At 44.3% G+C, this 12,669-nt stretch carries 12 protein-coding genes; 7 read left to right on the top strand and 5 right to left on the bottom strand.

The features are described 5' to 3' along the window. Window positions 1-43: 43 nt before the first annotated feature. The 3 genes from ACDQ55_RS16870 to ACDQ55_RS16860 all read right to left on the bottom strand — a co-directional run bounded on the left by ACDQ55_RS16870 (window position 44) and on the right by ACDQ55_RS16860 (window position 2,459). Window positions 44-1,816: an ABC transporter ATP-binding protein gene (locus tag ACDQ55_RS16870; protein ID WP_420982627.1), complete on the bottom strand. Its 1,773-nt coding sequence runs from the start codon at window positions 1,814-1,816 to the stop codon at window positions 44-46. 133 nt (window positions 1,817-1,949) lie between these two features. After that, window positions 1,950-2,195, bottom strand: a complete 246-nt coding sequence (locus tag ACDQ55_RS16865) for a hypothetical protein (RefSeq protein WP_420982626.1) — start codon at window positions 2,193-2,195, stop codon at window positions 1,950-1,952. A gap of 60 nt (window positions 2,196-2,255) precedes the next feature. Further along, complete coding sequence (locus ACDQ55_RS16860) at window positions 2,256-2,459, bottom strand: hypothetical protein (RefSeq protein WP_420982625.1); 204 nt, start codon at window positions 2,457-2,459, stop codon at window positions 2,256-2,258. Window positions 2,460-2,590: 131 nt separating this feature from the next. On the opposite strand from ACDQ55_RS16860, the gene ACDQ55_RS16855 reads away from it, so the two are divergent. The 3 genes from ACDQ55_RS16855 to nfi all read left to right on the top strand — a co-directional run bounded on the left by ACDQ55_RS16855 (window position 2,591) and on the right by nfi (window position 5,238). Then, entirely contained in the window at window positions 2,591-3,256 is a 666-nt protein-coding gene (locus tag ACDQ55_RS16855) for an MgtC/SapB family protein (protein ID WP_420982624.1), read from the top strand. Between the two features lie 19 nt (window positions 3,257-3,275). Further along, window positions 3,276-4,484 (top strand): DUF763 domain-containing protein, encoded by a 1,209-nt coding sequence (locus tag ACDQ55_RS16850; RefSeq protein WP_420982623.1) that lies wholly within the window; start codon window positions 3,276-3,278, stop codon window positions 4,482-4,484. A 64-nt stretch (window positions 4,485-4,548) separates the two neighbouring features. After that, entirely contained in the window at window positions 4,549-5,238 is a 690-nt protein-coding gene (gene nfi / locus ACDQ55_RS16845) for a deoxyribonuclease V (RefSeq protein ID WP_420982622.1), read from the top strand. 84 nt (window positions 5,239-5,322) lie between these two features. Here the strand turns inward: nfi and ACDQ55_RS16840 are convergent, their stop codons facing one another. Continuing rightward, complete coding sequence (locus ACDQ55_RS16840; RefSeq protein ID WP_420982621.1) at window positions 5,323-6,951, bottom strand: hypothetical protein; 1,629 nt, start codon at window positions 6,949-6,951, stop codon at window positions 5,323-5,325. A gap of 282 nt (window positions 6,952-7,233) precedes the next feature. On the opposite strand from ACDQ55_RS16840, the gene ACDQ55_RS16835 reads away from it, so the two are divergent. From ACDQ55_RS16835 to ACDQ55_RS16820, 4 genes are all read left to right on the top strand, one after another. After that, window positions 7,234-7,929 (top strand): LytR/AlgR family response regulator transcription factor, encoded by a 696-nt coding sequence (locus ACDQ55_RS16835; protein WP_420982620.1) that lies wholly within the window; start codon window positions 7,234-7,236, stop codon window positions 7,927-7,929. Window positions 7,930-8,057: 128 nt separating this feature from the next. Further along, entirely contained in the window at window positions 8,058-8,249 is a 192-nt protein-coding gene (locus ACDQ55_RS16830) for a hypothetical protein (RefSeq protein WP_420982619.1), read from the top strand. A gap of 281 nt (window positions 8,250-8,530) precedes the next feature. After that, window positions 8,531-10,729 carry a response regulator gene (locus tag ACDQ55_RS16825; RefSeq protein ID WP_420982618.1) on the top strand — a complete coding sequence of 733 codons (2,199 nt, stop codon included), beginning with the start codon at window positions 8,531-8,533 and terminating at the stop codon, window positions 10,727-10,729. Window positions 10,730-10,884: 155 nt separating this feature from the next. Then, window positions 10,885-11,091 carry a hypothetical protein gene (locus ACDQ55_RS16820; RefSeq protein ID WP_420982617.1) on the top strand — a complete coding sequence of 69 codons (207 nt, stop codon included), beginning with the start codon at window positions 10,885-10,887 and terminating at the stop codon, window positions 11,089-11,091. A 181-nt stretch (window positions 11,092-11,272) separates the two neighbouring features. Here the strand turns inward: ACDQ55_RS16820 and ACDQ55_RS16815 are convergent, their stop codons facing one another. Continuing rightward, the gene (locus tag ACDQ55_RS16815) at window positions 11,273-12,532 is read right to left on the bottom strand and encodes a tetratricopeptide repeat protein (RefSeq protein ID WP_420982616.1); all 1,260 of its coding nucleotides are present in this window, start codon (window positions 12,530-12,532) and stop codon (window positions 11,273-11,275) included. Between the last annotated feature and the right edge of the window lie 137 nt (window positions 12,533-12,669).

Genomic DNA, 12,669 nt, shown 5'->3' with positions numbered 1-12,669 from the left:
CCGTCTGGTAGTACCAGACGGGGCTTTTTATTGCTAACAACAATTATATTGTAAACTGCATATCACTCAGTGTTCTATACAATCCTTCCATTTCTATCAGCTCGTTGTGTGTGCCTTCTTCTACTATTTGTCCTTTATCCAACACAATAATTTTATCCGCTTCGCGGATGGTGGCCAGGCGGTGGGCAATCACAATAGAAGTGCGGCCTTCCATCAGTTTATCCAATGCATCCTGTACCAGTTTTTCTGATTCGGAATCCAGCGCCGAAGTGGCTTCATCAAGGATGAGGATACGCGGATTTTTAAGCACGGCCCTGGCGATAGCAATGCGCTGGCGTTGGCCGCCAGACAATTGTATACCTCTTTCTCCTACGATTGTATCTAGTCCTAACGGAAACCGCTGTATGAATTCCCAGGCATTGGCCTGTTTGGCAGCAGCTTCCATCTCAGCAATGGAAGCGCCCGGCTTGCCATAAGCGATATTTTCTGCAATAGTACCGCCGAACAGGAATACATCCTGCGGCACTACGGCCATCTGTGCACGTAACTGGGACAAAGGAAATGCTTTACTGTCTTTCCCATCAAAACGGATATGACCACTTACCGGATCATAGAGGCGAAGCAGCAAGGAAACGATTGTACTCTTGCCCGCGCCACTGGGTCCCACCAACGCCACTTTCTGATCGGCATATACGTCGAAGGAAACGTTGTTCATAACGGCCTGATCAGGACGGGACGGATAATGGAACGACAGGTTACGGAAACTGATCTGTCCTTCCAGCTGATTTTCCGGTGCAATTTCCTTAACAGCAGTAATCGCTTCCGCAGGCTCATCAAGTATTTCCAACAGGTGCTCGGTAGCTCCTATGCTCTTTTGCAGGTTGGTGTATACTTCCGCTAATCCGGCGATAGAACCGCCTATGAATACGGAGTATAACAGGAAAGACAATAGCGATGAAGTAGGCATGCCCATTGCAACGCCTCTCCAGATCACAGCAACCAGGGCGCCGAAAATACCCAGGATAATAAAGGAAGAGAAAGCACCGCGGAACTTACCACCTTTCATACCTATCCGGGCGGCTTCGTTGGTACGTTGGCGATACCTTGCGATCTCAAAAAATTCGTTGGCAAATGCCTTTACATTCAGGATGCCCTGCAGGGTTTCTTCCACAACAGTATTGGAAGCAGCTACCTGTTCCTGTACCTCTTTCGAAAAACGGCGGATGAACTTCCCGAAAAACACGGCCGCCAGCATCATTACCGGCAGAATAGCCAACATAAAACCGGTTAATCCCGGAGAAGTGATCAATAAAATTGTTACCCCTCCAATGATAATGACCATTTGGCGGATAAATTCTGCCAAGGTAGTAGTAAATGTTTCCTGCAGCAGTGAGATATCAGAAGAAATACGGCTACTCAGCTCTCCTACCCGTCTTTCCAGGAAAAATTTCATCGGAAGGCGGATCAGGTGACTGTAAATGGTTTGGCGAAGAGTGGCCAGGGTTTTCTCCGTTACATTCACAAATAATACAATACGAAAAAAAGAAAAGATAGATTGTCCTACTAATACAGCAATCAGTAATACGGCGGCCTGGTTCATTCCCTGGAACAACTGTGTGTTGCTTTTAGGATCTACCAGGTTGCCTAATAGTTTAGGAAAGGCCAAACCAGCGAGGCTGGAGATCAACAGGAAAATCAGGCCTAAGGAAAATTGAGGCCAGTAGGGCTTTACATAGCGAAACAGGCGTAATGTTTTTTTCAAGGACGCCAGCTTAATGGGTTGTTTTGGTACCGGGGTAGTGATGTCGTTCTGCATTAGAATAAAATTCTTTATGTATAGGAAGACGAAGTGTTTCCAAATATATTGCAAAAGCGGGATAAAATGCTAAACGCCTCCATATGTCTTTATCCAAAGGAGAAAGATCAAAGGAGGCGTTGTACCGGCCCGATTAAGGACGCGGTCTGTTTTTGGAAGAGTCTTCTGTTCCAGTACCAAATCTGGAAGAATCTTCTCCCGGATTAATGGTTCCCGGGGGCATTTGGGCCGCTGGTACGGTATCCTGCTGCTGCAGCCCCGCAGTATCCATCGTAGCGTTCACCGAATCGGTGGTTGCCTGGTGACCATTTCCACATGCAGTGAGCCACAACAGGACTGCACTTCCCAACAACATGAACGGGTGTTTTACTTTCATCATAACAGTATGTTTAAGGGTGAAGTAATCAGTTTATAAAAGAATAGGGACACCCTTAAACTGTTACATATGCATAGAATCAGGCTTGGTAATACTGGTGTCTACAGGAACAACACTGGTGCTGTCTACCCTGGGCATAGTTACAGCGGCAGAATCAGCGGCGGCATCCTGGCCGGTTTCCCGGGCGCCATTACACGAAAAAATAAAGATGCTCAGCATACCGGTGATACATAACACTACACAGCACTTGTAGAAAAAAGGTTTCATCTAAATAAATTTATGGTTATAAATCGTACACATAACAAGGTGTAAAGCAAACTGTTCAAGCGCTGTACACTTTTTTTCTTCAAGGAAAGAATTGTGCCAACGCGTACATTTGTAACAAGATATTTTATCAGATGAAAGAAGCATTACAGGTTATACAGGAAGATCAAATCCTGAAAGTACTGATAGCACTGATAATGGGATCATTACTGGGGCTGGAAAGAGAGTACAAACGCAAAGCCGCGGGCATGCGCACCATGGCGCTCATCTGTATGAGCAGTGCAGTTTTTACGATCCTCTCTGCCGAACTGGGATTTCCCAATTCTCCTGATCGCGTAGCTTCTAATATCCTTACCGGTGTAGGTTTTATAGGGGCGGGTGTTATCTTTAAAGGCGACTATACGATAGACGGTATCACCACAGCTGCCTCTATCTGGATTGCCGCCGCAATAGGCATGGCCGTTGGCATGAGTCGCTATTGGCTGGCTGGCGCCGCACTTACCGGAGCCTTGATCGTACTCATTTTGCTGGAATATGTAGAACAAAGAATTGCCGTTGTTAACAATAAACGACTGTATACAATTTATTTCTATGAAGAAAAATTTCCACATATGGATGTTGAGAATATCCTACAACAATTTAAATTGAAGTATGAGCGGATGATGGTCATGCGAAAAGACAATATGATAGAAGTGAGCTACGCTGTGAGGGGCCCTCGTAGCCAAATGGAACAATTGGATGATTTCTTTTTGCAAAACACTAACATCTTTCAATATGAAGTACAACTGAGCCCATTATAAATATTTTAACCATTTCCATATGCCATCATATGCAGATCTTCCTTTACATTACGGGCAGGTACCTCCCTGGCTGGCAAAGCGCATGAGCCTTTTGGGTGGCGCCATTGTAGAGGCAATCCTTACCGACTACGGTAAGGGAGAAGTAATCAGGAGGCTCAGTGATCCCTGTTGGTTTCAGGCGCTGGGCTGTGTGTTGGGCATGGACTGGCACTCTTCAGGCATTACCACCAGCGTAATGGGCGCCCTGAAAAAATCCATCAATCCCCGCTCATCCGAGCTAGGTATCTACATCTGCGGAGGTAAAGGCCGTTATAGTAAACAAACACCTGCAGAATTAACTGCTATCGCAGAAAAAACCGGTTTGCCCGGAGAGCAATTGGTATATAGTAGCAAGCTTACCGCAAAAGTAGATAATACTGCCATTCAGGATGGATTTCAGCTATACCTGCACTCCTTCATTTTATCAGACGAAGGAGAATGGGCCGTAGTACAGCAAGGTATGAACGATACCAACCATATGGCCCGCCGTTACCATTGGCATTCTTCGGCTTTTACCTCTTTTACTGAAGCCCCCCATACTTTTATTTACGGTCGGAACCAAGGCCAGATCCTAAATCTTACCGATGTACAAGCTAGTCTTACTAAATCGGGCATTCTACAGCTAACACAGGAAAATCCGGCTCACCTGTTGCCCGAAATACGCAACCTGGTAATGCCTTGCCGCCACCATGTAAAAGCCGACGACGTAAATCTGAAACGGTTGGGGAGCGTATTGGCGCTGGCATATGATACACGACCGGCAGATTTTGAAGCATTACTGATGTTGGAAGGCGTAGGCCCAAGAACGTTACAATCGCTCACCTTAGTGAGCGAAGTAATACATGGCACCCCGTCACGATTTGAAGATCCCGCCCGATTTTCATTTGCGCATGGCGGTAAAGATGGCCATCCGTTTCCCGTGCCTACGCAAATTTACGATGATACCATCCATACACTCAAAGAAGCACTGCACAAAGCAAAAGTAGGCGAGTCTGATAAGAAAGATGCGATCAGGAAATTATCACAGCTCTCACAGCAAATTGAGCAGGACTTCGAACCGAATTCCAGTTTGGATAAAGTAATAGAACAGGAACGCCGGGATTCATGGAAATATGGCGGCCGTACCGTATTTGGCAAAGCAATAACGCCAACGCCACCCAAGTCTGGCGAACAACTAACGCTTTTCTGACAACTCATTTGCAAATAGAAAACTTATTTATCCTCCCAAATTATATAAACGAAGCACCACACGCATGATCAATTATAATGAATTAACTGTACCTGAGGCCACCCGCCTACAACAAGAGCTAAAAGCAGCAGTAAAAGTTATTCCATATACCGGGCCACTCCACTATGTGGCAGGCGCGGATATTTCATTCAATAAATTCAGCACTACCGTATATGCTGGCATTGTATTGCTGGCATTTCCTTCCCTCGTTCCTATTGGATACAGCCTGGTTAAAAAAGAAGTGCTATTCCCTTATGTGCCTGGCTTCCTGGCCTTTCGGGAAGTGCCCGCCCTACTAGACGCCTGGGAACAATTACCGGTAAAACCCGACATATTGGTAGTAGATGGCCACGGTATCGCCCATCCGCGGCGCATGGGCATTGCGAGTCATTTTGGGGTGTTAGCGAATCAACCCTCCATCGGAAGCGCCAAGAAAAAACTGTTCGGCATTTATGAAGAACCTGGCCCGGAGAAAGGCAGCTATACACCGCTTACGGATAAAAAAGGCGAGCAATTGGGCAATGTGCTGCGGAGTAAGAACAAGGTAAAGCCCATTTTTGTGTCGCCTGGCCATCTGGTAGACATTCCCGGCAGCTTGGAGATCCTGGAAAAATGCCTGAAAGGCTACCGCCTGCCGGAACCAACAAGACTGGCACATAATGCCGTAAATCAGTTCCGGCTGGGCGAAATACCAGCAGGTTGGACCGCATTATAACGGGCCGCAACAATTGCGGCGCCAATAACCTGGTAACTTAGCGCCAACCTCTAATTAATAGCGGAGAAGTAGCTATCATTATCGCTAAAACTTTATCCAGGCGATATTCGCCTTTTTCTCCAATCCTTTCCGGGAAATCAGTAACGTAGCGTAAGTGCCTACAGCAGCATTATAATCTGCTGCGCCCATCATACAAGCATAGCCTTTGGTGACTTCCGGCATACCAAATAAAAACAACCGCTCCATCTTTCCATTGTAAAAGCGGTAACAAACGAAGTTTGCATCCACTGCATATTTTAATGGTTTGCGCACCCTGTCTTGTCCGCCAGTGTCCAGATATTGCAGGTAATCATTAAACAATACAAAAGCAGCCGACTGCCCTGGTATATAATCGTATGAGAGGTAGGTATTGGTATTAAGGGCCGCAATCTTGTTACGGAACATCCATTCGCTTTTGCTTCTGCGCTGCAACTGGAAGGGCTCGCAGATGCCGGTGATCACCTGGTATTTAGACACTGCCATGGTGGTATTTTCTTTACCCGCTGTGTCTAACAGTGCAATGCCAATGTCTCCCAAATTAGTATGCAGTTTATTAATTTGTGTGTTGCCTTGCTTAAAAAAGGAAAAGTTTTCCAGGAGCAATGTACTGGTGCCGTCTTGGTTAAGCATGAACCGCTGCGGCGTTCCCTTATAGGTGTCTTTATATCCAAGGTTCATTTCCATATTACGGGCCAACTCTGGAAAGACTAACTGCACATGCTTTTGGAGCTTGCCGGTAGATAGCTGGAAAGTATTCAGGATGATACTGCTATTACCTTCCCCCTGTTTAGCTGGTACATGCAGCAACATATATACGTTAGCGGTAGAAGTGGCTACCTGGATAGTGCCGCCCACATTGGCAAAGCCAGCGGTGTAATCCAGCACCTGGTGCGCAAAAGTAGCAGAGTCTGGCGATAACGCAGAGAAGATCACTTTCGGCTTAATTTCACTGCCATTACGTTTGGTATTAAACCCCACCGTGCCCAGATATACTTTTTCTTTTCCATTTACCGCCATGTTAATATAACTGAAATAGCTATACGTAGTGTCCGGCATATACAACCATCCTTGATGCAGGAGCTCATGCCGCGGAGAAAAATGCATAACTTGTATCCGTTCATGAATGCTATCTGTTTTCTGCACAGGCATACCTGAAAATAAAGCTACCGCATAGTAATCACTCTCCGGGTCTTTCTCCACATAAAAGTCGTGCGAGGCCAGGTTATCGTCTACAAATACGCTACGGAACTGCACAGAAGGCAATTCTCCCAGTTTATCTTCCCGTACCAGCTTACCACTAACGCCATCCAATACGAGACGGTACAACACTGGATTATATTTCACCAGCTGTTGTAAAAACAATACCGGCTGCCCGTTGATTTCGAAAATGCCATCTATTTCTGTAGATTCTATATCGGCTGTATTCCACAACTGGGCATGTACTGTATCCGTTACCGTTAATTCATGCCCGGCATTATATACATTCACCACCAGCCCTTCTTTCCTGGAAAAGTGCAAATAGAAGGTGTTCCCATTCTTTAATTGCATTAACTTATCCCAACCATCACCCGGCTCTGCGAAGTCGGGTCCTAATGTTACTACAGGCACCTGGGCTGCTGCCACTGCATGGATAAACAATATTCCCAGCAGAACAGGCCATTTCATATATTTCATCCTTAAATTAATTAATAATTTCAAATATATGATTTATTTCATTTATAGAATGATGATTTTAGCAGGATTGGAAGAAGCAACTCCCATAATACTCAAAACAATATTACGCCAACCGGAGCGGTTGCCGGATCGTACCAGCAACCGCGGGAAGTGGATTTATTGGTAAGCAACGTATAACGGAGAGCGGGAGTCCGGCTGCGGGTCGTATACCCTCTGGAAAAAAGTGTAGCACAGTTGCGGTAGCAATTGATTTATATTATGATTTGTACTTAAATTAGCTCTATGAACTGCCTGATCGTTGATGATAATAAACTGGCCCGTACAGCGATGAAACAACTAGCCAGCCACGTAGTGCAACTTCACGCTGTTGGCGAATGCAGCAGCGCGATGGAAGCTTATAACCTTTTACAGAAAGAAAAAATTGACTTGTTACTGCTCGACATTGAGATGCCAGGCATGAGCGGCCTGGAACTAACGCGCAATCTGGGTAAAAAACGGCCGGTCATTATTTTCACCACCGTTAAAAAAGAATACGCAGTAGAAGCCTTTGAGCTCAATGTGGCAGATTACCTCATTAAACCGGTACAGCCAGCCCGGTTTATTCAGGCCATAGAAAAGGCGAAAGAGATTATAGACAGCAACAACAGGGAACTACAGGTATCAGATACGGAGTTCGTTTTTATCCGCGACAACGGTGTACTAAAACGGATACGCACAGAAGATATCCTTTTCCTGGAAGCAATGGGCGACTACGTGAAATTAAATACGCCACAGAAATTTCATGCCATCCATACTACGTTAAAAGCATTGGAAGAAAAGCTTCCTGCCGGCAAATTTATGCGGGTACACCGTTCGTATATCATTGCGCTCGATAAAATTGAATCCATAGAAGACGGTACGATTATTATTCAGAAAAATACGATCCCCGTAGCGGACGCATACCGCTCGGCCCTGAACAATAAATTGAATCTCCTGTAATTCAACGACACTTTATCCTTTTTGAACGATAGCTGCCGCCTGTTGGGCCATAAGTTAAATCATTGCTTTTGAAGGGAGTGTACCTTTAGGTTGTCAAATAAATTGATCACTAATTAAAGTATACAACCATGAAAAAGTTTGGTATTATCATCGCTGCAGCCATGTTGTTTATGAGTGCATCATCTTTTGCCCAGACAACAACAACTCCTAAAAAAGAAACAAAGAAAACAGCCACTGAAAAAGCGCCGGCTCATAAAGCACATGCAAAACATCATGCGGCTAAAACCGATGCTACTCCGGCTACACCAAAAGCGCAATAATTGTAACTCCGGAACTTTCTAAATTTTCGGGTTTAAGGATTTAGTTACAGGCAATCATTTATCTGTACATAAATCCCTAAACCCGGAAATTATTTACGTATTTAGTTCATGTACTTTGAAATACTGTAAATATTTGAACCAAAGTGCTATCGTTGTTGGGTACTGCTTTTATCCGGGCAAGGAAATCTGCCGCAGGCAAAGGATTACCTGCAACCATAAAGAAATCGGTTCTGCTATTGAACCGGCATTCCTATATCAGCGTTTATATTTACTAAACTGTCATGCAGCCTAAAAAAATCAAATATTATCTCCTCGGCCTTTTCATTACCGGAATGATATTATTTGTTGTGCTACAGTTTAACTCCTCCAATAACATCCGCAAACTTATTAAGGGTAACGAGCAGTTGCTACAGGAACTCAATGTTAAAAATGAGTTACAGAAACTGCAAACCAATATGGCTAAAACGGACAGCAAGGTCCGGGGTGCCGTTATCTCGCAAGACACTACCCACATTACGGGCATAGAGGCAGAAATTGCCATTATAAAAGCCGATCTTAAAGAAATCAATAAGATTGTTAAAAACGACAGCACCGAGAAATTGCTCACACAGCTCTACTACCTGGTAGAGGAGAAAAACAATTTCAACCTCATGGTGCTGGATACCTTTTACAGTAATGGGAAAGAGGCTGCCGAAAAAATGATCAATAACCAGAAGGGGAAACGGCTGGGAGAAGCCATCAATGGCATCTTACGGCAACTCGATACCACCCGGCAATCGGAGGTGAACCGGACTACCCATCTGATAGACAGCAGCGGGCAAAAAGCGCAGAGCTGGGGCACCATACTCGTGATCTTCGCTTGTCTTACCTGCTTATTGGCATTTCTATATATTATCAGCCGCATTCACCGGCAAGAACAACTGATAGAAGCCCTGGATGAATCGCAGCGGCAAGAAAAAAAACTGGCGGCGGTAAAAGAGCAATTCCTGGCCAATATGAGCCACGAGATCCGGACCCCTATGAATGCAGTACTGGGTTTCACTCATCTGCTGAAATCCCAACCCATGAACGATAAATCCAGAGAGTTCGTAAATGCCATCGAAAACGCCGGCCAAAGCCTCCTGGAAATTATCAATGATATCCTGGATATTTCAAAGATAGAATCCGGTATGATGCGTATAGAGGCCACCTCTTTCAGCCTTCGTAGCGTATTGCACAGCGTGAATACGATGTTTCGCCCTAAAGCGGAAGAAAAACAACTGCAACTGACTGTTACCATCGATGAAGATGTGCCGGATATCCTGTATGGAGATATGATGCGGCTCACACAAGTACTGGTAAACCTTACCAGCAATGCCGTGAAATTTACCCACGAAGGGGAAGTACACATCCATGCCCGAAAAATATGGGCAGAAGATAATTCCGTACGTATATTGTTTACCGTTAGTGATACAGGGATAGGGATAGATGCCGATAAATTAAATAGTATATTCGACCGGTTCAACCAGGCGGAAGCCTCTACTACCCGTAAATACGGAGGCACCGGCTTAGGACTGACCATCGTAAAACAACTGATAGAGCTACAAAATGGTTTCATTTCAGTAGAAAGCAAACCCGGTGAAGGCAGCATTTTTAAGGTGGAACTTCCCTATACGCTGGGAGAGTCGCCGGCAGAAGAAGATAACAACTATTACTCCGACAATGACCTGTACCCCCTGCACCCAGACGTGCGGCTGCTGGTAGCAGAAGATAACAAAATGAACCAAAACCTGCTTCGGCACCTGCTGAGCAGCTGGCAACTGCAGTTTAAAATTGTTAACAATGGTAAAGAGGTATTACAGGCGCTAGACAAACAACATTTCGACCTGGTACTAATGGATATACAAATGCCTGAAATGGACGGCTACACGGCAGTACAGGCGATCCGGAATGAGCGCCACTCCACCATTCCCATTATTGCCATGACAGCCCATGCCATGGCCGGCGAACGGGAAAAATGCTTACAAATGGGTATGAACGAATACATTTCAAAACCTATTATAGAAGAAGAACTGTACAAAATAATACAAGTATATATCGGAAAACTGCCTCCACGGGAATTACCTTCCGCTCTTCATCATCCACATGAAACAGGCGCCCAGCACCTGATTAATATGCATTACCTGCACGACCTTTCCAAAGGCAATACCGACTTCGAAAAAACGATGTTGGAACAGTTTATCACCCAACTACCAGAAGAACTTGCCCTGCTTAAAAAAGCTATCATAGCCGAAGATATTGCAGGCATTCGTGCTACCGCTCACAGCTTAAAAACAACCGTTGCATTTATCGGGTTGGAAGAACACCTTTATCCCCTACTGGATCCCCTGGAAAAATTACCGGAAAATAATTACCATCTTAACGTAATAGCAGGTCAGTTTAATACGCTGAAACAGTTGTGTATACAGGCAGTGCAAGAAGCTATTAATATTCTTTTATAATTGTAATTGCGCATTACCGTACATTTTTCCCCGTTCAACGACAGTAATTCCTTGTTCACCGAAACTTCCCCTCCACACCAATTGGCTGGTGTATTTTTACTCTACAAATAACAACAACACATTCTTAATCTAATCATTTTAAAAAGACAATCACCATGAAAAAAAGCCTGATCGCCGCTGTAATAGTAATGTGCATCTCTGCTGCTTCTTTCGCACAAGCACCAGCTACTAAACCAGCAAAGAAAGAAAAAGCTAAAACCGAAGCTAAAGCTGAACCAAAAGTTGAAGCAAAACAAGCTGCTGATTCAACTAAAGCTCCTAAGCACAAACATGCTGCTCCTGCTGCTAAGAAAGCAGCTTAATTCAATACCATATAGCGTTTGAGTTAATTGTCCCGTCGACCGGTGGTTGACGGGATTTTTTTATGCTATACGGGCTCCATAAAAAAGAGGTTGTATCGAAAGATACAACCTCTTCTATTATTAAATCTTCCTGCCGGTTTTTACTCATCAGGACTATCGAAAAATCACTTCAATCACATGACTATTTCTGCGTTAATGCATCAAGTTTCTTTTTCACTTCTTCTACTTTCGCATTATCATTCTTGATAGCATAGATCTTCTGTAAAGCATACAGGCAGCTTTCGTAGGTTTGTCTGTCGCTTGTATCCAGGTTGCTCACTTTAGCAGAGAAACCTGCATCTGCCTTTTCAAAGAAAGGTAATGCCTGGTTCATCAGTCCTTCTACCTTAGTTTGCAACTCTTTTGCTTTAGGAGAAGTTTGTTGTTTGCTATCGAGGTTATTCAGTTCTTTATTAAAAACAACTGCACGGTTAAAGTACAGCGCTCCTAACTGGAAGTTCGCAGTAGCATCAGCAGGATTTAACTGGATGGCTTTTTTATAGGCATCTTCCGCTTTTTTGATCAGCTCTTCGTAGTTAGCTGGTTTAGGAGCGTCGTTACCTCTCTCATCGCGGGGATTAGCCAGGTTATCTACGCGGATAGCGTAATCCAGCACTGCTGCTTCATCATTTGGATTTTCGGCGATTTTCTTTTCCAGCATAGCGAGTAATTCGTCTGATTTACCGGTTTTGCTGTAGAAAGCCATTTCCATATCGTTAAAGCGTTTATCCTTAGGGAATAAAGCTTTTGCTTGTTCAATAGTTTTCAGCCAGTTTGCCTGATCTCCTTTTTCTTCATACAGCTGACCCAGGATAACATACAGGGCTGGTTCACCTTTGAATTGGAGGTCGGCTGCTTTTTTCAGGTAAGTAAAAGCATCATCTTTTTTACCTGCCTGGTTAGCTGCATAACCAGTATAAAAAATCAGGGCTGTATCTGTAGGGATAGTGCCACCGAGATTTTTACCGTTGTAGAAATCAGCTATTTCAAATGCTTTTTTGAAGTTGATCAGAGAGGAATCCCAATTCTGTTCGTTCAGATCAGCATAGCCGGCATTGGCAATAGTAGCATATACGTTGAACAGGGGCTGGTTCATTTCCAGGATGGCCTCCTTCATTTTAGGATCAATTTCCAATGCTTTCTTGAAAGCGTTGTATGCTTCAACGGCGAGTGCAGAGCTTTTCTGCTTAGTACCCATTGCCTCAAGGATTTTACCATCTACCAGCCATGTTTTAGCTTCGTTTTTGGTCTTGTCGTTCTGTAATGCTGCGTCGATGTCTGCCTTAGCTTTTTCCAGATCTTGTTTCTTCAGGTTCTCATCCGCACTGGCGACTTTTGCCCGTTGTGCCATTACCGATACACTTGCCGTGCAAAAGAGAAGAGATACCAATAATTTTTTCATGCTTTTGTTTTTTTTAGTTGCTGATTACAATAAGAGTATGGTGCTCTGATAAACAATATACAACCAGGTAACTGGTTACCACTAAAGTTGGCAGTATTTTTTATCAGTAAACAGGCAACAGTTCCTTTTAAAGACCT

The organism is Chitinophaga sp. 30R24, from assembly GCF_049056765.1.
Lineage (GTDB): Bacteria > Bacteroidota > Bacteroidia > Chitinophagales > Chitinophagaceae > Chitinophaga.
The sequence above is the reverse complement of the archived record's forward strand: the minus strand, read 5'-3'. Positions and strand labels throughout refer to the sequence as shown.